At 38.1% G+C, this 23,230-nt stretch carries 22 protein-coding genes; all 22 read left to right on the top strand.

Translation table 11 applies throughout. The features are described from left to right. Nucleotides 1-152: 152 nt before the first annotated feature. On the top strand, nt 153-875 hold the full coding sequence (locus H8Z76_RS06375) for an IspD/TarI family cytidylyltransferase (RefSeq protein ID WP_147618487.1): 723 nt from the start codon (nt 153-155) through the stop codon (nt 873-875). A gap of 5 nt (nt 876-880) precedes the next feature. Then, nucleotides 881-1,591 (top strand): IspD/TarI family cytidylyltransferase, encoded by a 711-nt coding sequence (locus tag H8Z76_RS06370; protein WP_186981977.1) that lies wholly within the window; start codon nt 881-883, stop codon nt 1,589-1,591. Between the two features lie 221 nt (nt 1,592-1,812). Next, on the top strand, nt 1,813-3,690 hold the full coding sequence (locus tag H8Z76_RS13860) for an adenylyltransferase/cytidyltransferase family protein (protein WP_186981976.1): 1,878 nt from the start codon (nt 1,813-1,815) through the stop codon (nt 3,688-3,690). Then, on the top strand, nt 3,683-4,972 hold the full coding sequence (locus H8Z76_RS06360; protein WP_186981975.1) for a CDP-glycerol glycerophosphotransferase family protein: 1,290 nt from the start codon (nt 3,683-3,685) through the stop codon (nt 4,970-4,972). Before H8Z76_RS13860 ends, H8Z76_RS06360 begins: the two co-directional genes overlap by 8 nt. Beyond that, nucleotides 4,972-6,081, top strand: coding sequence for a DegT/DnrJ/EryC1/StrS family aminotransferase (locus H8Z76_RS06355; protein ID WP_147618483.1), 1,110 nt, complete (start codon nt 4,972-4,974; stop codon nt 6,079-6,081). The genes H8Z76_RS06360 and H8Z76_RS06355 overlap by 1 nt, the downstream gene beginning before the upstream one ends. 1 nt (nt 6,082) lies before the next feature. Further along, the gene (locus tag H8Z76_RS06350) at nt 6,083-7,291 is read left to right on the top strand and encodes an ATP-grasp domain-containing protein (RefSeq protein ID WP_147618482.1); all 1,209 of its coding nucleotides are present in this window, start codon (nt 6,083-6,085) and stop codon (nt 7,289-7,291) included. A gap of 11 nt (nt 7,292-7,302) precedes the next feature. Then, on the top strand, nt 7,303-8,946 hold the full coding sequence (locus tag H8Z76_RS06345) for a hypothetical protein (RefSeq protein ID WP_186981974.1): 1,644 nt from the start codon (nt 7,303-7,305) through the stop codon (nt 8,944-8,946). A 12-nt stretch (nt 8,947-8,958) separates the two neighbouring features. After that, nucleotides 8,959-9,612 carry an acylneuraminate cytidylyltransferase family protein gene (locus tag H8Z76_RS06340; protein WP_243240449.1) on the top strand — a complete coding sequence of 218 codons (654 nt, stop codon included), beginning with the start codon at nt 8,959-8,961 and terminating at the stop codon, nt 9,610-9,612. A gap of 18 nt (nt 9,613-9,630) precedes the next feature. After that, complete coding sequence (locus H8Z76_RS06335) at nt 9,631-11,244, top strand: aldolase catalytic domain-containing protein (RefSeq protein ID WP_147618480.1); 1,614 nt, start codon at nt 9,631-9,633, stop codon at nt 11,242-11,244. Nucleotide 11,245: 1 nt separating this feature from the next. After that, the gene (locus H8Z76_RS06330) at nt 11,246-12,397 is read left to right on the top strand and encodes an FkbM family methyltransferase (protein ID WP_186981973.1); all 1,152 of its coding nucleotides are present in this window, start codon (nt 11,246-11,248) and stop codon (nt 12,395-12,397) included. Nucleotides 12,398-12,400: 3 nt separating this feature from the next. Next, nucleotides 12,401-13,177 carry a class I SAM-dependent methyltransferase gene (locus H8Z76_RS06325; RefSeq protein ID WP_147618478.1) on the top strand — a complete coding sequence of 259 codons (777 nt, stop codon included), beginning with the start codon at nt 12,401-12,403 and terminating at the stop codon, nt 13,175-13,177. Nucleotides 13,178-13,195: 18 nt separating this feature from the next. After that, nucleotides 13,196-14,266 (top strand): FkbM family methyltransferase, encoded by a 1,071-nt coding sequence (locus tag H8Z76_RS06320; RefSeq protein ID WP_147618477.1) that lies wholly within the window; start codon nt 13,196-13,198, stop codon nt 14,264-14,266. Nucleotides 14,267-14,308: 42 nt separating this feature from the next. Next, nucleotides 14,309-14,974 carry an RraA family protein gene (locus H8Z76_RS06315; RefSeq protein WP_147618476.1) on the top strand — a complete coding sequence of 222 codons (666 nt, stop codon included), beginning with the start codon at nt 14,309-14,311 and terminating at the stop codon, nt 14,972-14,974. Nucleotides 14,975-14,978: 4 nt separating this feature from the next. Beyond that, nucleotides 14,979-16,862 carry a glycosyltransferase family protein gene (locus H8Z76_RS06310; RefSeq protein ID WP_147618475.1) on the top strand — a complete coding sequence of 628 codons (1,884 nt, stop codon included), beginning with the start codon at nt 14,979-14,981 and terminating at the stop codon, nt 16,860-16,862. 41 nt (nt 16,863-16,903) lie between these two features. Continuing rightward, nucleotides 16,904-17,971 carry a PQQ-like beta-propeller repeat protein gene (locus H8Z76_RS06305; RefSeq protein WP_186981972.1) on the top strand — a complete coding sequence of 356 codons (1,068 nt, stop codon included), beginning with the start codon at nt 16,904-16,906 and terminating at the stop codon, nt 17,969-17,971. Nucleotides 17,972-18,007: 36 nt separating this feature from the next. After that, nucleotides 18,008-18,490, top strand: a complete 483-nt coding sequence (locus H8Z76_RS06300; RefSeq protein ID WP_186981971.1) for a DUF1919 domain-containing protein — start codon at nt 18,008-18,010, stop codon at nt 18,488-18,490. Nucleotides 18,491-18,504: 14 nt separating this feature from the next. Beyond that, nucleotides 18,505-18,702 (top strand): hypothetical protein, encoded by a 198-nt coding sequence (locus tag H8Z76_RS06295; RefSeq protein ID WP_186981970.1) that lies wholly within the window; start codon nt 18,505-18,507, stop codon nt 18,700-18,702. A 33-nt stretch (nt 18,703-18,735) separates the two neighbouring features. Beyond that, the gene (locus tag H8Z76_RS06290; protein WP_186981969.1) at nt 18,736-20,253 is read left to right on the top strand and encodes a glycoside hydrolase family 99-like domain-containing protein; all 1,518 of its coding nucleotides are present in this window, start codon (nt 18,736-18,738) and stop codon (nt 20,251-20,253) included. A gap of 29 nt (nt 20,254-20,282) precedes the next feature. After that, nucleotides 20,283-20,441: a glycosyltransferase gene (locus H8Z76_RS06285; RefSeq protein ID WP_186981968.1), complete on the top strand. Its 159-nt coding sequence runs from the start codon at nt 20,283-20,285 to the stop codon at nt 20,439-20,441. Nucleotides 20,442-20,569: 128 nt separating this feature from the next. Continuing rightward, nucleotides 20,570-20,737 carry a hypothetical protein gene (locus tag H8Z76_RS06280; RefSeq protein WP_186981967.1) on the top strand — a complete coding sequence of 56 codons (168 nt, stop codon included), beginning with the start codon at nt 20,570-20,572 and terminating at the stop codon, nt 20,735-20,737. A gap of 116 nt (nt 20,738-20,853) precedes the next feature. Then, nucleotides 20,854-21,942, top strand: a complete 1,089-nt coding sequence (locus H8Z76_RS06275) for a radical SAM protein (RefSeq protein WP_186981966.1) — start codon at nt 20,854-20,856, stop codon at nt 21,940-21,942. An 11-nt stretch (nt 21,943-21,953) separates the two neighbouring features. Beyond that, on the top strand, nt 21,954-23,228 hold the full coding sequence (locus tag H8Z76_RS06270) for a glycosyltransferase family 2 protein (RefSeq protein ID WP_186981965.1): 1,275 nt from the start codon (nt 21,954-21,956) through the stop codon (nt 23,226-23,228). The last annotated feature ends 2 nt before the right edge of the window (nt 23,229-23,230 follow it).

The following is a 23,230-nucleotide window of genomic DNA, read 5'->3' as shown; positions in this document are numbered from 1 at the left end:
CAGAGGTTAGGAAAAACGAACAATCGGCCGATATATAAAATATAAAATTTAATGCTGGGTCAAATGGAATTGGCGGCGCTTGAAGAAACAAAAGAAGGGGACTTTTTGCGTAGTGCGAAAGTCCTTTTTTGATTGAGTGAGGGGGACAGAAGATGAATACAGCGTTGATTTTGGCGGGAGGACTGGATCCGCGTTTTCATATGGACATACCAAAACAGTTTGTGAATGTAAACAATAAACCGGTCATTATTTACACTCTGGAAATCTTTCAGAATCATCCGGATATCGATGAGATCATTGTCACCTGCCTGGATGGCTGGCAGGAGATGGTGCGGGTATATGGAAAACAGTTTAATATCACAAAGCTAAAGGAGATCATTCCCGGGGGAAAAGACGCGCAGGAGTCTACCTATCACGGGTTGCAGCTCTTAAAAGACCGCATGGGAGCGGGAGATATTGTCGTGGTACATGACGCGATCCGTCCGATGGTATCGGAAGAACTCATAACGGACAGTATCAAGGTGTGCAGGAAAAAAGGAATGGGTGTGGCGGCGACCTACATCATGGATACGATCATGCATTCGCCGGATGGAAAAGAAGGATATCAGTCGATCAACCGGTATGAGATCATGAAAGTGCAGACGCCACAGGCGTTTGACTTTGCGTATATCTGGGAAAAGCACAATGAGGCGGTCGGGAAAAACTGCCTTGGAGCATGGGACAACAGTTCCATGTTGACAAATCTCGGAGAAAAAGTCAGTTTCTCTGCGGGGTCGGATCTGAATTTGAAGATCAACCGCACAGAGGACGTGGAAATGTTTAAGGCGTTATACCGTATGAAACATCAGGAAGAGAACGAAAGAAAGGAACGGTAAGAGTCATGAATGTGGCACTGATACTGGCAGGCGGACACGGAAGCAGGACAGCACAGGATATACCAAAACAGTTTATGAATGTTTACGAAAAACCGCTGATCGTCTATACACTGGAAAATTTTGAGAAACATCCGGATATTGATGAGATAGCGGTGGTGTGTATTGACGGCTGGCACGAAGTGCTGCGGGCGTATGCCAGACAATATGGCATTACAAAATTGAAATGGATCGTCAGTGGAGGCGGCGACGGACAGGAATCCACCAGAAATGGGATCGAAGCGTTAAGGGAAGTATGTGGCGAAAAGGATGTGATCCTGGTGCATGACGCGGTGCGTCCGTTTCTTCCGGCGGAAGTGATCACGGATGCCATTGTAAAATGCAGACAGAAGGGATCGGGACTCAGCGCGGTCCGGTGTCAGGAGACGATCGTTCGAACCGAAGATGGGATATCCGGTCAGGAAGGCATTGCGCGTACAGAGATCATGCGTGTGCAGACCCCGCAGGCGTATCTGTATGGTAAGGCTCTTTGGGCATACGAAGAGGCAGAGCGCAGAGGGATCAAGGGAGAGGTCTATATCAATACGCTGATGCTGCGGCTGGGCGAGAAATTATATTTTTCCTATGGATCGGAGAAAAATATAAAAGTCACGACGGTAGATGATTTGGAGCTGTTTAAGGCACTGTTAAAGATGGAACGGGAAGACTGGATCAAGTAGGAGAAGATGAGATGATACGATTTTGGGATACAGAAGTTTACTGCATGGAAAAGAGTGAGCTGGACAGAGGCTGGTTGTTTTCATATTTTTGCCAGAAAGGCCACACGGATGATATGATCCTGGTTTACGATGCGGGTGCCTATTATGGCTATCTGAATTATCAGACGTTATTACATACGGCATCATCTGGCAGGGATGAGTATATTATTACGGAAAAATATGTGCATAAAAAGGATGACGCTCAGATCTGGGAACATCTACATGTATTGCTGAAACAATTAGAAGAACGGGGCATAAGGAAACAGGCCTTTATTCCGGTGTTTGATGAGCAGGGACAACTGCTTTATTTTGCATATGAATATGAGAAGGGGCTGAGTACTTTTTATATTGATATTGCGCTCATGGAATTACAGGAAAAGGACACGTTATTATTTTTTGAAGAGGCATATCCGCGGGTAAAAAGTGTATGTATTGATGAGTGCAATGAGTGGGCATATATTTTTTCAAATATTTTGGATATGTATGATATTCCATATTTTTGCGAAGGAGAGAAATGGGAACTGCTTTTTCCTGCCAAGAACAGAACGTTGAATGATTCTGCACATGGCAGGATGACAATTTATGCAGAGGGTGCAGAGCATTTTAGGGAATATGCATCGGATAAGCTTCTTTCGAATTGGAAATTTGTAATGAAAGTAGGTCAGAATAAACACTCTTTTTTGACGGAAAAAATAAAAAAGGATCTTAAAAATAAAAATGTAAAAGTGCAGACGATGTATTTTCCTACGGAAAGTCGAAGCAAGACATCAGGCGAAGAAATTCGACGTATGCATAGAGTATTTCCGCTGGAGAAAAGATGCTGGGATGATATTGTGGGCAGAAGCCAGATTAAAAGAATTATAGGGGAAAAGATTGACTGGGAGGCGTGGTTGGATGCGCAGAATGTGAGAAAACAAAATTCAAAAGAATTTTATGTGCGGGGAAAAAGCATAGAAACAAAAAATTATGGAAATGGAAAACATCACATTTACATTATAGGCCCGTGTATAGCAATGAGCTATTGCGTTCTTAGGGAAGAAGAAAGTATTGGATGTATTTTGGCGGAAAAACTGAAGGAGAAAGATTACGCCGTGGAGTGTATCATGTATCCCTTACACCATAGCATGCTTTATGAGGAAATGATACAAAGTCTAACGTTGATGGAAAATGATATTGTAATTCTGATTGATCGCCTGATGGAAAAAAAGCCAGATTATCAGAGTGATCTGCCAGTAGCAGATATTATAAAAAAACGGCAGGATGACTGGTTTTGGGATATACCCATGCATGCAACGGCAAAGGGATGTTTTGAAATTGCTAATGCAATGGCAAATTGGTTAGAGCCATTACTAAACGATACAGTAAGCGATGATCCCAAATGTCTGCAAATGGGAAAAGTTATACTGGATGAAAAAGCGCAGAAAAAGTTAGAAAAATATATTAGACAAGTGAAAGAGTGTCAAAGGATTGAAAAAGGAAGTTCGGTGGGAGCCATTGTTATGAATTGCAATCCAATGACCAGAGGACATCTTTATCTGATCGAGCATGCAAGAAGTAAAGTGGATTATCTTTATATTTTTGTGGTGCAGGAAGATAAATCGGATTTCAGATTTGAAGAACGTTTTGCAATGGTGAAGCAGGTAACCGAACAATTTGAAAATGTGATCGTTGTGCCTTCAGGAGAATTTGTATTATCCTATGCAACGATGCCTCTATATTTTGAAAAAGAAGAAAAGAAAGAAGATACCCTGGACGCAGCACATGATCTGACGATTTTTGGAGAATATGTGGCGAAGGAGTTGGGGATTACAAAGCGTTTTGTCGGGGAAGAACTTTTGGATCCGGTTACCAGACAGTATAATGAAGCTATGAAAAGGATTCTGCCCAATTATGGAATTGAGGTGGAGGAAATAAAAAGGATTGAGACCGATCAAGGGATCATCAGTGCTTCTGCGGTACGCAAATGGATCAAAGAGGATAACTGGGAAGCGGTAAAAAAATTTGTGCCGGCAGCAGTATACAGTAGGCTGCGTTTGGAATCAGGAAGAAACAATGAGTAGAACAGTAAGAAAGCAGATATTCAAAAAACTGGAAGAACTTTGTAGCGAGAATCAGAAAATTATCACAGATGTGATTGCGGAAGCGCAGTTACAGGATACCTTTGCGCGTTGCCAGAATATGGCGGTAGATATTGGAACGCAGATTGAGACAGTATATGGTGAAGGATTCGATTGCGTTCACGGACTGGAAGATTATTGTGAACTGATCTATATGACTGCTGTGGAACAGGATATGAAAAAGAGAGAAGACTTGGGAAAACGGGCAGAAAAAATCTTGCAGAACGTGATACAATATACACAAAAGGAGATACCGGACAAGTTAGAAGCGGTTTTTCTTCCCTACAAAGCGTCCATGTGGGATTCGCTGGAAAGTATCTGGCTGGCGGCAAGAGAGGACGAGACGTGCGATGCCTATGTCATACCGATTCCCTACTATGACAAAAAAGCGGATGGAACTCTTGGAGAAGAACATTATGAGGGAGGGGAATATCCCGATTATATTCCGGTGACGGGGTATGATTCGTATGATTTTGAGGCAAGGCGGCCGGATATCGTATTCATACATAATCCATACGATGGTGGAAATCATGTGACAAGTGTGCATCCGTTTTTTTATTCCAAAAATCTGAAGCGGTATACAGAGAAACTGGTCTATGTACCGTATTTTGTCCTGGAGGGAAACGGAATACCGGAAAACTACGCACTGACGACCGGTGTAATATATGCGGATTATGTTGTTGTCCAGAATGAAACGGAAAAGGATGACTACATCCGGTACTTTAAGAAAGCGGCGCCGGATTTTCCGATTGAGGACAAGCTGCTTCCGCTCGGATCGCCCAAATTTGACAAGGTACGGGCGTTAAACCGGGAGAATGTGGATGCACCGCAAGAATGGCGGGAAAGAAGCAAAGGAAAAAAGGTGATTTTGTATAACACCAGCCTGAATGCGATGTTGGAAAACGGTGCTGCATATATTGAGAAGCTGAAGGATGTATTTACCTTTTTTAAAGGCAGCAAAGAGGCAGTTCTCCTCTGGCGCCCCCATCCGTTGATGGAATCATCCATTGCGTCCATGCGCCCGGAATTATATGAAGCCTATATCACATTAAAGAAATGGTTTCTGGAAGAGAAAATAGGAATTTATGATGACACGCCGGATATGTATACGGCGATCGGGTTCAGCGATGCCTATTACGGAGATCTGAGTTCGGTCGTGTGGCTTTACAGGCAGACCGGAAAACCGGTACTGATACAAAAAGCAGAAGTTTTAGAGGAAAAATAATGGATAAACAGAATGAAAAAATATATGTAACTCAGTCGTCGATGCCGACGTATGAAGAATACATAGAAGCGATCAAACCGCTATGGGACAGCCATTGGCTCACCAATATGGGAAAATATCATAAAGAACTGGAGAAAGAACTGAGAGAATATCTGGATGTACCGCAAATATCTCTTATGGTAAACGGACATATGGCACTTGAAATGGCAATTCAGGCAATGGATTTCCCGGAGGGCGCGGAAGTTATCACGACACCGTTTACATTCATATCTACCACGCATGCGATCGTGAGAAACCGTTTAAAGCCGGTGTTCTGTGATGTGAAACTCAGTGATGGAACCATAGATGAAACAAAGATCGAAGAGCTGATCACAGAAAATACAGTTGCGATCGTACCGGTGCATGTATACGGAAATATTTGTAATGTGGAAGAAATCCAGCGGATAGCAGATAAATACAGTTTAAAAGTGATCTACGATGCGGCGCATGCGTTTGGTGTTACCTATAAAGGAAAAGGGATTGGAAATTATGGAGATGCATCCGTTTTCAGTTTTCACGCGACAAAGGTATTCAATACCATTGAAGGCGGAGCGGTAACTTTTTCGGATCCGAAATTATATGATAAATTATATAATCTGAAAAACTTTGGAATACGAGGAGAAGAACTGGTAGTGTCGGTCGGAGCCAATGCAAAGATGAATGAGTTTTCTGCGATCATGGGGTTGTGCAATTTAAAACATATCGACACGGCGATACAGGAGAGAAAAATCCGTTATGAGCGATATTACGAATTGTTGAGTGATGTTCCAGGCATCAGATTCTTTGATGAGAGGAAAGAGTGCCAGAAAAATTATGCATATTTTCCGATTGTGGTGGAGGAAGATTATAGAGCGACTAGAGATGGATTATATGATAGATTAAAGGAGAAAAAGATATATGCAAGGAAGTATTTCTATCCGTTGACTTCCGATCAGGCATGTTTTAAAAATAAATACAGGCAAGAAAAGCTAGAATATGCCAGATCATTATCCGATAAGGTTCTGGTATTGCCTTTTTATGAAAAACTTCGTATAGAAGATATAGAAAAAATATGTGAGTTGGTGGTTTGATATGAAGAAAACAATCCTTTTATTGCCAGGGACAAAGTGGCAGATGGATCTGGCGAGAACAATAAGGGAAAGAGGATACAACCTATATGTTGCAGATCCGTCTGAAAATGCTCCGTGTAGAGCGTATGCAGATAAGTTTTTACAGTCCGACATATTTGATAATAAAAAAATAGACGCATTTATAGAGCGTAATCCGATAGACGCAGTTGTTTCTGATGAATGTGATATAGCGACACCAGTGATTGCGAGAATTGGAGAAAAATTTCATTTAGCTACGATTGGTTCTGCCGAGGCAAGATTGTTTACAGATAAGTATAAGATGAAAGAATTTTGCAGACAAATAGGTTTAAATTATCCGGAATACAGACTTTGTAAGACGGAGGAAGAAGTACTTCTTTTTTTGCGAGAGATAAAAAAGCCGATTATTATAAAACCGATTGATTGCAATGCGAGTAAAGGCGTGCATACGGTCAAATCAGAGCAGGATATAGAAAAATATTTTGAAGAAACACTTTCATATTCACGGATTGAGAAGGCAGTTTTGGCAGAAAGGTATATAAATGGCACGGAATTTACTATAGATGGAATAAAAACATCAGAAGCACATTATACGCTGGCAATCAGCGAGAAAAAGCATTTTAAACATAACTGTAATATTGCAGATGAATTGCTGTTTTCTTATAGCAATGAGAAGTTTGATTATGAGCGGCTAAGAAACGTTAATGATTTGTATATATTAAAATCAAAATTACCATTTGGGCTTACACATGCGGAATACAAGTATGAAAATGGAAAATTTTATTTAATAGAAATTGCGGCAAGAGGAGGGGGAAACATGATTTCGTCTGTGATTTCTCAGTACTTGTCAGGGTATCATACATATGAATATCTGCTTGACTGTGCGTTAGGAGAATGCGCAGAGAGAACATTTGAGATCAGCGGACAGCTGAGGGATCGCGTGGCAGTTTTGAAGTTTTTTCATACACCGCATGGAGGTGGCAGGGTAAAAAAAATACATGGAATAGATTACTTGGAAAAAGAGGCAGATATAAAAAAATATGCGTTGAATTTCAGTGAGGGCGATATAATAGGAGATTGCGAATCTGATTCTGCGCGAATAGGTTACTATATTGCCTGCTCAGAAACAATGGAAGGGCTAAATGCGGTCATGGATCATGTAGAAAAGAAATTTAGGATTGAGATGGAATAGGAAAGAAAAATATGTTTGTTTCAATTATTTTTGACGCAGAATACTTTGGAATGGGAGAAAGGTATAAGTGGTTTCTCAAAAATATTTCCCATGCAAGGGAAAATGATTGTTTAGTAATTACACATAAGTATATAGAAGAGCATTATGAAGAGTATGCGAAAAATTGCGAATCACGTTTTTATGATGAATTTGAAATGCGGCGATTAGGCAAAGAGGAATACCAAGATGTCAGTAAAGGCTTTATTCGGGATGAAATTTTTGATGATTTAGAGGAAAGGCTGGTTTCACGGAGTGAGATGTTGCTATTTCTTTTACAAAACAGATATCCGCGTTTGGAGATGGAACTGGTTCGGATTATAGAGGAAGAGCTGGCGAAAAGAAAAGAGACCAAAGTAGAGGCAATCTTCAACTGTTTGGATACATTTGCCAGTGTGGCTTATCTTGGAGAAAAATATCAGTGTCCAATCATATCCTATTGTTTTTCTGCTGTAAAAAAAATTCACGGATATACACAAACATTGTATGTGGCTGCAATTGATGGGGCAATCAGGCAATCTGAAGAAGCCGAAAAACGATATATGACTTATAAAAGCGGTAAGCAGGTTCCGATTGTTTTCTCCAATCGGGAGTTGCTTGCAATTTTTGGAAAAAAGAAAAATATTCCGCTTTTAAAAATCATGGAGTGTGAACCGGAACATGAATTGGGAATCTGTAAAATGGCATGTTCCATTTACCCATATGATTATTCAAAATATAAATACACGGATACCGATTTATATTATGAAGCGCGAAAAAAATTAAAGACAACAGACATTATCATCCGGGATCATCCGGGTATTCCGTGGAATGGAAATGACAAAGGACCGAAAAAAGAGCATGAGAGAAATGATCCGATTTCTTTTATATTGAGCTGTAAAAGAGTGACAAGTATAGATTCACAGATTTTACTGAAAGCTCTTTTATGGGATAGAACAACCTTTTTAAGAGGAAATTTGTCATCTCTTCAGTTTATGTGCACCCAAGATATCTGTAGCGTTGAAAAGGTAGATATTCATAAGCTGAATTATTATATGTTTGGATATTTGATACCATCAGCCTTGATGTTTGATGCGGATTATTGGAGATGGAGATTCAAGCAAAAACCTTCTGAGTATGATATTTATATGAAGCATTTTAACTATTATATGGATTATTTTGGATATGATAAAGAAATGTTCTTTAGAATGGATGAAGAGAACCGATTTTCGTATGTTTTGAAAATGCGCCATATAGATAAGAGGATGATTCAAGATTTGCTGACTGGTGATATAGATTTTCCGATTAATTATGAGGTACTGTATTCAAAAATAGTGTTAAAAGCTGCAGAAGATATCAGTGAGGAGATTACATGCGTAAATGAGCAGTCCGGCGGAATAATACGAAGCAGGTTTAAATTTAAAAATGAGATAACTATAAAACAATTGATATATTATCCGTTTGTTGATGTGGGAGGGTTCGCAGATATAAAAAGTATTAGGATCGATGATGTGAAAAGTAGTAGAAATGAAAATGTACGGTATATTGAAAAAGGGAACGGAGGTATAGATATGGAAGTCAGAGAGATTGCTCCGGGGGATCATGAAATATCAATAGACTGGGTATATTTTTTTCAATAATGAGGAGGAAGAATGATGAAAGTAGCCGCTTATTTGCCGATTAAACTGAATAATGAGAGATTTCCAGGGAAAAATGTCAAAGCATTTTCAGATGGAACGCCGCTGTGCAGACTGATGTTTGATACGATTTCGCAGGTGGATGAAATAGATGACATTTATTGTTTTTGTAGTGATGAATCTATAAAAGAGTATCTATCCGGGCGAGTACAATTTTTAAAACGTGGGAAAGAACTGGATACTGCGGAAACAAAATGCCAGGACATTGTATCCTCATTTTTGGAAAAAGTAGATGTGGATATTATTGTTTTGGCGCATGTGACAAGTCCCTTTGTAAAAGTGGAATCCATTCGTGAATGTGTAAAGCAGGTGTGTTCCGGGGAATATGATTCTGCCTTCACAGCAGGTGTGGTTCAGGATTTTTTGTGGCAGGATGGAAAACCGTTAAATTTTGATCCATCAAGTATAGCAAGAACACAGGATTTGCCTAGAATTTATAAAGAATCGGTAGGCTGCTATGTCTTTACAAAAGATGTGTTTGAAAAAACTGGAAGAAGAATTGGATATAAACCTTACATATGTGAAGTGGATTCGATTGAAGAAGTAGATATTGATTATCCGGAAGATTTTGTGATTGCAAATGCAATATATGATAGCTTGAGAAAATAGGAAGCATGGGAGAAGTTTATGAGCGATATAAAGGTACTTGATGTGACATTGCGTGATGGCGGATGCGTAAATGATTTCAATTTTGGACAAACAAGTATGGAAAGAATATTGGATTCCATAGAAAAAGCAGGAATTGACTATATTGAACTTGGATATATAGATCAAAAAGAAGGAAGCCCTGTTGGAAGAACAAAATTCTGTGATGAAAAGGTTATATATAGTAATTTCCTGAAAGAAAAGAAAAAAGAATCAACATACCTTGCGATGATTGATTATGGAAAATTTGATGTAGATCTGTTGGAAGAAAGAAATCCAAAAGGAATTGATGGAATTCGTCTGGCATTTCATAAAAAGGATGCGGTGAAAGCACTAAAGGTTGGAAACGAGATACTGAAAAAAGGATATAAATTGTTTATGCAGCCAATGCTGACCATCCATTATACAGATGCTGAATTACTGGAGCTGATAGAGGGCATAAATCGTGAACTATCGGGAACAGAGGCGCTTTATATTGTAGACAGTTTTGGCGAAATGAGACCGGAGGATGTAACAAGAATAGCTGGCTTAGTGGATCATAATCTAAATGCCGATATACGGCTGGGTTTGCATACACACAATAATTTGCAGCTGGCTTATTCCAATGTCATAGCTCTGTTGTCGATGAATATTCAAAGATCAATAGTCATTGACTCATCTATTTTAGGAATGGGAAAAGGCGCAGGAAATTTGAATACGGAACTCCTGCTTGAAGATTTGAACAGACAATATGGCAATGCATATCATACAACCGCATTGATGGATGTAATGGATCAGGTTATGAAAGTATTGGAAAAAGAATTTTCCTGGGGATATTCGATAGAGTATTATCTTTCATCAATCAATCAGTGTTCGCCGAGTTATGCGAAATATTTTTACGGGAAGCATATGTTGCCAATAAGCGATGTGGCGGAACTGCTAAAGGCAATAGAACCTCAAAAAAGAGATTCATTTGATAAACAATATGCGGAAAAGGTATATACAAAATACAATCAGAGAAAACAGGCAGATGATGGAAAGATTATACAGCAATTAAAACAGAGCTTTGCGGAGAAGGAAGTTTTGCTCATTGCGCCGGGAAAGAGTATTATAAGAGCAAAAGAAGAAATCTGGTCAAAACTTCAGGAAAAGGAAATTGTTTCGGTCAGTCTGAATAATGAGGAGTACGACACGGATTATATTTTTGTGACAAGAAAAGATTTTTATTCCCGTTTGAAAAATAGAAAAAATAATGTGATAGCGCCATCTAATATGGATGATGATCCGCCAGAGAGTGTTAAGATTGTAGATTATCTGCATTGGATCATAAATTTTCCTGACATACAGGATTCGGCGGGAGCCATTGTGTTGAATATATTGAATCAATTAGGTGTAAAAAAAGTGTACTTAGCAGGATTTGATGGATTCTCGGGGGATGTGAATGAAAACTATTATGATGGAAACATGAGAATTTCAATAAGTTCCAAAGAGGCGGAAATGAAAAATAGAATGTTTGGCATGTATCTTACACAATTATATAATGATAAGAATATTGTCTTTTTGACACCGTCAGAATATGAAAAATACCTGAGTGAAAGAGATGAAGGGAAGGTATGATATGAATTTGGAAGAAGTATTGGTCTGGACATCGGAAAAAGACTATGAAGAAAAATTTTTGGATACTATAAAAGAAGAGGCTGAATTTATAATTTTCGGTGCTGGCATCGGGGGAGAGAAAACATTTTCGTTATTAAAAAAGGTAGGATTGTCTCAGAAAGTGGTTGCTTTTGTGGATAATAATATGCGAAAAGTTGGAAGTGATTATTGTGGGGTGAAAGTTATATCGGCGGATAAAATTTTACAGGTGGCAAACAATCCGATCATTATCATATCCAGCACAGCTTATGACAGGATTGTCGGACAGCTTGAAAAAATGGGAGTTGAGAAAAAAAGGACGGTTTATTTTCAACCGGCAAGACTTTTGGAGGGAGATCAGGAAAAAGAATTTATTCGGTCACACATACAAGAATTTTCTTTCTTTTATGATATGTTGAAAGATGAAAAGTCCAAAGAAATTGTAGTAGATCTGTTGAATTACCGGATTACAAAAGAACAGAAATGGCTTGATAAGATGGCTGATTATGTGGATGATGAGAAAGAACAGTATTTTGACACGGAGATATTAGATAGATATGAAGTTGAAGAAGGCTTTGTAGATGGTGGAGCTTATATTGGTGATACATTAGAAGAATTTATAAAACATTTTCCTACATGGAAAACTGGTTATTACTGTTTCGAGGCGGATGAAGAGATATGCAGTATACTTCGACTGAAGGTGGACAAGATGCAATTGGATTATGTGCAGATATATGAATATGCGTTGTGGAATACGAAAACACAGATAGCATTTGACAATTCAATTGGAGGGGCGGGTAATCATATAGGAGAAGGTGGAAAAAATGTAAATTGCATATCGATAGATTCCGCACTGGTGGGGAAACAGATCGATTTTATAAAGATGGATATTGAAGGTGCGGAGCATAATGCAATCGAAGGTGCAAAAGAAACCATAAAGAAATGCTTACCAGTTATGGCAATATGCGTCTATCATAAGCCGGAGGACTTTTATGACATTTTGATGCTGATTCATAATATATCAAGTGAATATAAATTTTATATAAGACAATACCGTTATGGACAAACGGAAACAGTATTGTATGCGGTTCCAGATTGCCGTAGAAAGAAAAATGAGGAATACAAGGAGGGTTGAAAAGTGACGGAAGAATGGAAAGAGGATTTAAGGAAACTGTTGTTTGAAAAAGAGCGGACGCCAGAAACTTTGGAAGAAGTATATGATATATACAAAAAAGTAGAAGCGTATCTGATAAATTTTCCATTTGAAAAATATCCATATCCGGGATATGAGGCGTTAGAATTTGTGTGTCGAAACTATGACTTTAAAACGGTATTAGATATAGGATGTGGGGAAGGCTATCAAAGTAATGAATTTTTAAAACGGGGAAAAAGAGTTACAGCAATAGACTATGGAAAGTCGGGGAGGGTTTCTCCGCATAAAAAAAATTCGGATTTTCGGCTCATAATAGATGATTTTAATAAATACCCTTTTGGAGAACAAAAATTCGATTGTGTATGGGCAGCGCATATACTGGAGCATCAGTTAGATCCGCATATGTTTTTACGGAAAGTTGTTGGTTGTGCGAAAGAAGGAGGTATTCTTGCGATTACTGTTCCGCCGTATAAAGAAGAAATCATAGGTGGACACGTCAGCTTGTGGAATGCAGGATTGTTGCTATATCATCTGATTCTCGCAGGGTGCGATTGTAGGGATGCGCATATAAAAAAGTATGGATATAATATTAGCGTTGTGGTAGAGAAAAAAACAATTGATCCTTTTGAAGTTGTTACTTATGATGTTGGAGATATCCAGCGTTTACGAAAGTATTTTCCGAGAGAGATAGAGTTCTATGACGAGTTTTTGCACAGGGATACACCCTTTGATGGGAATATTTGGGAATTAAATTGGAAGTAAGAGTTGGAGAGGACTTGTATGGAAGATTTTTTTATACAGATAGTGGAATCGGAACGGCAAAATGATATTTTGGAAGAATTGAAAAAAGAATCACTTCCACTGGTTATTTGGGGAAATGGAAGTATGTCTTATAGCGTGCGGAAAATTTTGAGGCATTACGAAATAGAACCAGTTGCATGCTGGGTCGACCATGCAGATATCACAGAAGTGGATGGGATGCCAGTAATGTCAATCGAAGAAATAGTAAAAAAATACGGGGCGGTAAATATTGTTTTTGGACATTCTAGATATGAACTGGCAGATGCTATATCAGAAAAAGAGGGAATCCATAAGTGTTTTTGCTTGATAAATGTATGTTATGAACAATGGAAACACTTGACGTATGAATTTGTTTTGACGCATAAGGAAGAATATGAGAGGACATATCAATGGCTTGAGGATGATTTGTCAAAAAAATGTCTGACTGCATTTTTGAATTGCAAATTGACAGAAGATTTTCATTATATATTACCGGTATATCAAGAACATATCAGTTACTTTTCAAATCCTTTTTTTGAAATTACAGAATCGGAGAGCTTGGTTGATATTGGTGCATATGATGGTGATACGATTAGAGATTTTTTGAAGGTAAGGAAATGCTATGAACGAATATATGCCATAGAACCGGAGCGCGAGAGTGTTAATAGGTTAAGGGCTTATATATCAAAGACAAAATTAAAGAATATAGATGTGTATCCATATGGGTGTTGGAATCAGAATACGGAATTAGATTTTTGTGAGGATCAAGAAAGTTCAGGTGTCGGATCGGGGGGAGAGACAAAACTTAAAGTATACAAACTGGATGATCTGCTAAAAAATAAAAAGGTTTCTATTATAAAGATCAATTTTTTGACAGGGGTCTGTGAGACACTGGAAGGTGCATCTGGAATATTGAAAGAACAAATGCCAAAGCTTATGATAATGGCAGGGTTTGATGAATGGGGATTGATTCAAATACCGCAAATGATAAAAGCGATAAATTCGCATTACAAAATAGCGATAAGGTATGCAGCTGCGATGCCGGCAAGGTTAATACTCTTTGCATATTAGAAAAGTTGATAAGTCTTGTGGGGAAAATAAGGAGAGTGGACAATGAAAAAAAAGATCATTGAGTATATTATTCAAAATAGAATTTCTACGACAGAGGTTGCAGATTGTCTGGGAAAAGCAGGGGTATTGCCGGAGGTATTGCCATTAAATGCCAGACACTATGCGGTTGGTGAAATACAATATTTGTATGCAATTCAGGATTCCAACTGGACAGTACATGAGGATTTAGACAGGCAAATGGTATCTGATAAGATTGTACTGATTGATGCAGTTGATGTTCATGACAGGGCAATTATCGGAGATCTTGTTTCAAAGTATATTTTGTTATATTGTCAAAACAGAGCAATTGTTTGCACGGGAAAAATGAGAGATGCGCATTATCTGATCAAAGAAAATTACCCTATTTGGTGTAAAGGGGTATCTCCAATCGGATGCTTTAATGAAGCAGTAGATAAGACGGCTTTTTTGGACGTTATAAACGAGAGAAGGAATTTTTATCAGGGGTCAATTGCAGTTTGTGATGATTCAGGTGTGGTCGTAATACCAAAAACCCAGATAACGGAAGAATTTTATGATAAGTTGGTAGCCATTGAATTGCAGGAAGATATTTGGTATGACTGTATAGACAGAAAAAAATGGAGTACGTTTAAGACCATATGTTTAAAAGACTATTTAAAGGAGTACGGGGGAAGAAGTGAAAGCATATAGTTGTATGGAAGATGTACGCAGGCGTATAGATTTAAATTATCAGTTTATTAAGGAATTGGAAAAAAGTCTGGATGCGTGCGAAGGGGATGAAGAAAAGTTGGAGCTCCTGCAGTTAATTGGGTGCGGGTGTTCAGAATATATAACAGGGGCATATAGTAGCAATATTCTTGAAAGAGAAATTGTAAAAATAGGTCAGATAATAGAATTTAGTCCGGAGGAAAAACCGCAAAACGGAAAAATATTGCATGTTATGACCCGGGCGGGAAAGGCCGGAGGACATTCTACGATTGTCTATAATTGGATAAAAAATGATAAAAAACGGCAATATTCGATTGTGTTTACAGATATGGAGTATTGGGACATACCTAAGTTTATTCTTCAAAGTGTAGAGAAAACAGGAGGAACGATATTATGCTTACATGGAAATTTTCTGGAAAAAGCAAAACAGCTGTTACAATTTTCACAGAAGTTTGAACGTATTGTTCTTCATATACATATGTATGATATTGTGCCGTTATTGGCATATAGCAATAAAAATTGGCAGATACCGGTATATTTTTATAATCATGCAGATTTTAGATTTTCCTATGGATTTTCTGTTGCAGATGTTGTCTTGAATTTGAATAAATTTGATTGGGAAAAGTCCAAAAAGTATAGAGGAATTGCAGATGAAAAAAATCTGATATTGCAATCGCCAAACGGGGGGATTATAGATTCAGTTATATGTGATGAAGAGACAAAAGAGAAAGTGCTTTTAAATTTTAAAATTGATAAAAAGAGAAAGCTGATTGTCTCGATGGGAGATGAGTTCAAGTATCAGGATATCATACATTGTAGTTTTACGTATTTTGTTGAAAAATTGTTTGAAAGAAGCAAACAAAAACCACAATTTATTATTATAGGACCAGATCCGAAAAAAGAAAAGTGGAAAAGGTTGGAGGAACGAACAAATGGGGATGCTCGGGCAGTTGGCTATAGAAGTAGACAGGAGGTCTACAGTTTGATAAAAGCAGCAGACTTATTTATTGCATCATTTCCAATGCGGGCATCAGGCGCAGGATTAGCTGAAAAGTGGGGGGTTCCGAATCTGTCCTTGTTTGTAACCGATAGAGAAAAAGATCTTTTTGGAAACAATAAAGCAGACTCTATAGAGGAACTTGTAGATAAATCACTGGACATTTTAAATGGGAATACAAAAAAATATAAAGATGGATGTTTGAAGCATCAGCTGACACCAGAAGAATGGTGTAAAAAATGGGACGAAATTGTTGAAAAAAATACCACACATAATTTAAATTTATTTGAGGCGAAACGATACATAGAAAAAACGGATTATGTTAATTGTCAGTTGATGCAGAAGATGGCCTCCCAGAATATGGAGCAATATGCGGATTTTCATAATATCAGCGGTAAATTTAGGAAACAGTTGTATTTGCTGGATCAGAAATATGACATGGATATATTTAAAAAAGATATCTATGAAAGTTACAACGAAAAAATGGCATTATCTGACAAACATTTGAAATTATATTTAACAGCAATAAGGTGGATTTCCGTAAAACAAAAGGGGAAAAAAATCGGGAAGTATCTGCGGAAGAAAGGATACCATACGATTGCAATATATGGAATGAGCTATATGGGGCAGAGGCTGGTAAAGGAATTGGATGACGGTTTTGTGGAGGTTTGTTATGGGATTGACAGAGATGTGAAAAAAAAGCATTCTGAAATAAAGATATATCATCCGACAGATGAACGCAAACCTGTGGATATTATTGTAAATACAACAAATTTTGAAAATTCCAAGATATTAGAGGGAATGAAAGACCAACAGGCAAAGATGCTGTCTTTGGATGCAATATTGGAGGAAATGGACAAGTGTTTCTACTGAGTGCAAGAGACTGTATAAAGTATAATGGAAATTTAGTTTTTATGACTGAGGAAACATCATTGCCGGTAATGCTTGATGTTGAGAAGGGAGAGGTACGTTATATGCCAATATCCATAAAACCGGATAGGATTGCACCTGTGGATTTGGCAGTGAAAATTGGAACAAATGGATTTTTTTTAGAGGTGTCGGGCGAGCATATTATAGAATATAAGATTGAAACAGCCGAGATAAGTGAATATCCAATTTCGTGTCATAAGATGGCGGATGGTAATTATGCTTTTGTGACGGCGGAAGAAAAGCAGATTTTGATTTTTACAAGTGCACTGCAAAAGCTGGTGATCTTTGATATGGAGACAAAAAAGATAAAAGAAGTTCCTTATCCGGATAATGTAAGGGAAATTGTATTTGGATGCGGCTGTCGCTGCGGAAAAGAAGTTTGGTTGTTTCCAAAGCTTGGTGGGAAGCTGTTGTGCTATCATACAGATAGCGGAAAATATGAAAGCTACTGTCTGGACATCGTGTTGGAGAAAAGTGTACATGCTATTCGGGACAATGGATGCATATATATACTGACTTGGGTAGGCGAAGTATATGAATTTGACATTCATAACAGGAAGCTTGAGCAGATTACTTCATTAAGAGAACTGCTGAAAGATCATACCGTGTCGTGTCTGTTTCCGTCAGATGGAAAGATGATAATTTTACCGGGAACAGATGATCGCTTTTATCAGTTGAATATTAAAACTGGAGAAGTCAGGGTATTGGATAACTGTTGGCCGCCAGACGTGGAATTTGAAAAAATGCGCGAAAAGTGGTCAAAATTCTATGGCTATTGTGAGGATGAAAATTTTTATTATTTATCAAACCGTGTGTGTAGTCATTATCTTAGAATTGATAAAAATACAGGAAAATTGATCTGGATAAAGCCAATACTTCCGAATGCAAAAGAACGGATAAAGTATATACAGGAAAATATTACAGAAGTGGTGGTGGAAGAAGAAGGGTTCCTAAAAGTGTTTGTTGATGATGTTCCGCTGGAAAGAAAAATAGTAAAAAATAGAAAGCAATGTACAGGAGAAAAGATCTGGAGAGTGATATCTGGGCAATAACTGAGACAATGCAAAAGAATATGAGGAGAAAATATTATGGGAAACCCATATAAACGTATTTTATGGGGACTTGGAAAAGAGTACAATTCACATGTGATGTGTTTAAAGCATCAGGAGAGCCTTAATGAGATTAGAATCAATGCAGTCACAGCCAATGAGATACCGCATTATAGCAGGATTGATGGCTGGCCGCTTATTGAAAAAGAAAAAATAAAGAGAACTGCGTTTGACTATATTTTAGTAATGAATGAAGCTTATCAGGATGAGATTGTTACGGATATTATGAAGCTTGGAATAGAAAGGAAACGTATTTTGCCATGTCGGATTCTCGATATTCCCTATTTTACATGGAGCCGATATATTAGGTTGTTAGAAAGCGAGATATCTATCCTCAGTAATAACTGTTGGGGTGGGATAGTGTGCCGTACGCTGGGTATGGAATGCCGTTCTCCATTTAAAAATTTGGCATTAAGTGCCAAAGATTTGTTGAAATTTATACCGAGGATAGGGACGTTGTAGAACATTTTATTTCTTTGAAAACGAAGAAAAAAGCCTGTTTTGTGCCGCGGGGATTCGGCATAAAAGATCCAAATGTTTATGAATTAGAAATGTTGCCCGGACAGAAAGAATTTTGGGAAGTGGTTAATTCTAATGCGTCAAATGGAGCGAACAGCTATTTGTTAGATATCATTTCACTTCTTGCAGGAGAAAAAAAGTATCGTGTAGATTAAAAATAATTAAAATAAGGATGGATGGAAAATTGTATGAAAACAATAGCAATGTATTTACCACAATTTCACAGAGTAAAGGAAAATGATGCGTGGTGGGGAGAAGGATATACCGAGTGGACTGCGGTAAAAAACGCAAAGCCACTTTTTGAGGGACATAATCAGCCGAGAGTTCCGCTGCATGAAAACTATTACAATCTGCTGGAAAAGAGCACGATGGAAGAACAGGCAGAACTGGCGCAGCAGTATGGCGTAGATGGTTTCTGTTTTTACCATTACTATTTTAAAGATGGCAGAAAAATATTGGAGAAACCTGCAGAAAATCTTTTAAACTGGACGGATATAAAGCTGCCGTTTTGCTTTTGCTGGGCAAATGAGACGTGGGCAAGAACATGGAGCAATGTTGGAAATAAAAACAGCTGGAATGAACAGCTCGAGGTGAAAGGTTCAAAATCGGAAAGCGGAGTTTTGTTGCAGCAGGATTATGGGAAAGAAGCGGAATGGGAAGAACATTTCTATTATCTGCTCCCGTTTTTTAAAGACGAGCGATATATAAAATACAATGGCAGACCGGTATTTTTGATCTATAAGCCGAAGAAATTGTACTGCCTTTTGCGCATGATGCAGTTTTGGAAACAGCTTGCAAAAAAGGAAGAAATTCCGGAGATTTATGTGATCGGGGTAAATGTCGGGTATCAGGTGCCGGGGATTGACGCCGCATTAATGCTTGAACCGGGAGCATCCCTAGACATTGACTTGACGGGAAAAAAGGTGAAAAGACGGAAAAAAAATGTTATAAATGCGGTTGAGTATCAAGACATTTATGAATTAGAGGGACATATTGGAAAAATTAATAATGGAAAAACATATTTAAGTGCACTTGTTGATTATGATGATACTCCAAGGCGCGGAGAGAAGGGAGATTGTTTGTTAGGAGTATCGCCGGAGAACTTTGAAAAGAATTTTTCTTTGGTATTAGAAGAAAGTAAGCATAGAAATAATGAATTTGTATTTATTAATGCTTGGAATGAATGGGGAGAGGGTATGTATTTAGAACCGGATGAGAAACATGGTTTTGAATATTTAAAGGCAGTTTTGAGAAGCTTGGAACGTATAAAAAACGAGGATGGAACGAAGAATGTTAGTAGTAATAACAATGAAAAACCAGAGTTTCAAACACAACAGGAATTGGAAAAATTGAGGGAACAGTATGATCTTTTGGATCATTGGTTCCAATTAAAGCAGCAGAATAGATCGGTAAGTGAATATTTTATTGAAAATCATTATGATCAAATTGCACTATATGGATGGGGAACTTTAGGGAAACATTTATATGAAGATTTGAAAATGAGTAAAATAGAGATATCTTACATTATTGATCAGAACAAGAAAGAAGAAGGTATAGTTGCTCCAGAGGCTTTTTTAGAAGATCAGTCTGGAATTTCTGTGATTGTAGTTACACCTATTTTTGCATATGAGGAAGTGTATAAGAAATTGTGTAAGAAGGTTGATGTGCCGGTTATTTCGTTGCAAGAAGTTGTGATGTCTCTTTGAATGATTCATGAAGGAAAGAGTAGAAGGCCATGAAAGTATTATTGAATGTAGTGATACCCTTTTATAATGTTGAGAAATATTTCAAAGCTTGTTTGGACAGTTTGATAAATCAGACGGAAGCTTTTGATGAGTTTGTTCGGGTAAATGATGGATCAACAGATGATAGTGGAAACATTGCAAAAAAGTAGATTTCATAAGTTGCGATCTCGTAAAGACGTTAAGGCAGAGGCTTTTGGAATATCCGGTGGAAATTTTACAGTTTTCCGAGAAGGTTATAAATGAATTGTAGGATTTATCCTGTAATGAGAATCAATTTATGAGACCAAAAGAAATGTCTGGATTAATTATGACAGGAATATTGTATTTTGAAAAGGTATTTCCTCAATATTTAGAAGAAAATGCAGAGTATTATTTTATTTGTACGAATACAAAACGGAAAAATGATTATATGGGGGGCCATTGGTTTCGCGTGAAACATAATTAACTGGTTAGAGGCATAAATAATGAAAGGATAATATGCCTTTATGATGATAGTGATGTGTGCGGATTGGATGAAGCAGAAAGAAACTTAAAGAAAAAGATTGAGATGTAGGTGATCATATGGGTATGGTATTTTATGGTGCTGGCTATTTTGGGAAAATAGCATGGGAGCACTACACAAAAAAGAAATATGCTGATCGGTTAATTGGTTTCATGGACGGTAAAAAGACAGGTCAATATTGCGGAGTGCCTATTGTTTCATGGAACGATATTGATGTTGCAAAGACGGCGGTTGTAATTACGGTACAAAATCCATATGTGGTAAGTCAGATTTACAGGGAATTACAAAATTACAAGGTGCAGCATATTTTTTGGTTTATAAACTTAAACTGGACGGAGACAAGCAATAGCTTCTTAAGTTCAGAATGTATAGAGGGAAGTAATTGGGGAGCGTGTCCAATGCCGCAGGCGGAGATACATGTTGCAGATTACTGTAATTTGAATTGCAGGGGCTGTACACATTTTTCTCCGATATTTGAAAGGGAAATACCTGAATTTGATGTCCGAATAAATGATATTATGCTGTTGAAAAAAAAATTTTCGAGTATTGTACACTTTTCAATTTTGGGAGGGGAGCCTTTATTGAATCCTGATATTATTAGGTATATTAAGGAGACGAGAAAATTATTACCCAATACATATCTTCAGATTGTAACAAATGGTTTGTTGATTCCAAGACTGAGTGAAGATGTTTTTGTGTGCATAAAGGAAAATCGTGTGGTGGTTAGTATTTCGGAATATGAACCTACACATAGACAAATTGAGCAGATTAGAGATAAATTAAATCAATATCAGATACCTTACTGTATTCGTTCGTATGACAGCAAACAGAAATTTAATAAACCGTTGTCGCTTAGTGAAGAAAGTAAATATCCAAATATCTGTATTTCTAATGGATGTGTGAATGTATGGAATGGGAAAATTGCAAGATGTCCGACATTGATGTATGTGCAGAAATTTAACAAAGTATTTGCAAAAAATCTTCCGACAGAAGGAATTCTTGATTTGAGAGACTGTCCGTCAGGAGAAGAATTACTGGAAATCTTGCAGCAGCAAGTACCATTATGCAAACATTGCATTCTATGTGAGATTGAGTGGAAATCCTGCGGAGCAATTCCAACATGGAAAGATTTTGCGGAGAAAGACTAGAGAATAACATTATGCTGGAATCAGGTGCTGAAAGAACTATTGTAAAAATTTCGATTATTATTCCGATTTTTAATAATGAGGAATATTTAGAACAATGTATAGAAAGTGTACAGCGGCAGACGGTAAAAGAGCTTGAGATCATCTGTGTGGATGACGGATCGAAAGATCAGTCGGCAGAGCTGATCCGCAGGCTCCGGCAGGAAGATGCAAGAATTATATTGCATCAACAGGAAAACAGAGGGGCAGCAGCTGCGCGGAATGTCGGGATTCAGCTGGCAGGAGGCGAATATATCGCTTTTTTGGATGCCGATGACTATTATCGGCAGGAAGATGCATTACGGCAAATGATAGATTGCTGTGAGAAGAACCAGGTGAAAGCCTGTGGAAGCGTGATGTATCTTTTGCAGGAAGAAGAGAAGCCAGCTCCGTCAGCCAAACTGGTAAAGAAGATGGCAGAGGAAGGGATTCTTGCCTATCGTAACTATCAGCTGGATTATGATTTTACGACATTTATTTTCAAAAGGGAAATGATTCTAGAGGATCACATCCGGTTTCCGGAGTATCGCTACTTTGAAGATCCGCCATTTCTGACCCGGGCGTTGGATAAGGCAGAGTATTTTTGCATGATGGATGTGGGTTTGTACTGTTACCGCAAGATGGATGTCGCATTCAAATTGACCAGGGAAAAGACGAAAGATCTGCTTCGCGGACTGTTAGATAATTTGAATTACGCGAAAGAGCATCAGCTTGCGGATCTGTTTGGAAAGACATTGGATCGACTGGAGTATGAATATGGAACTTATATTTATCACAATGTCACTTTGGAAGATACAGAGGAAATAGAGCTGCTGACAGAGGCGGGAAACATTGCGGCAGAGCAGCTGCAATGTGAAAAGTATGTGGTACGTCCACTCCGCATGATCCTGGACGGCGCATATGCCGGCGGCGGGGCTTATGAGGATGCTTTGCGAAAAAAAGTACAGGAAGCAGATTCGGTTGCAGTGTATGGTGCAGGAAAGTTTGGAAAGCGTTTTCTGGACTATTTAAAAAAATATCAGCTGGATAAAAAAGTTTCCTGTGTGATCGTGTCAAAAAAATCAAACGAAGAAACCATGTTCGCAGGAATTCCGATCCTGGAGTTAAAAGATTACAGAAAGAAAACGGGTGAGGTGATCTTTGTTGCCATGGGCGGAATGAATTATAAGGCAGTAAAAAAAGAATTGGATCAGCGAAAGATTTTAGATTATGAACCGGTAGATGAGGTGTTTTTAGAAACAGGCAGGTGAGC

This window comes from Roseburia yibonii, from assembly GCF_014297335.1.
Taxonomy (GTDB): Bacteria; Bacillota; Clostridia; order Lachnospirales; family Lachnospiraceae; genus Roseburia_D; species Roseburia_D yibonii.
This window is presented reverse-complemented; position numbering and strand designations above follow the sequence as displayed.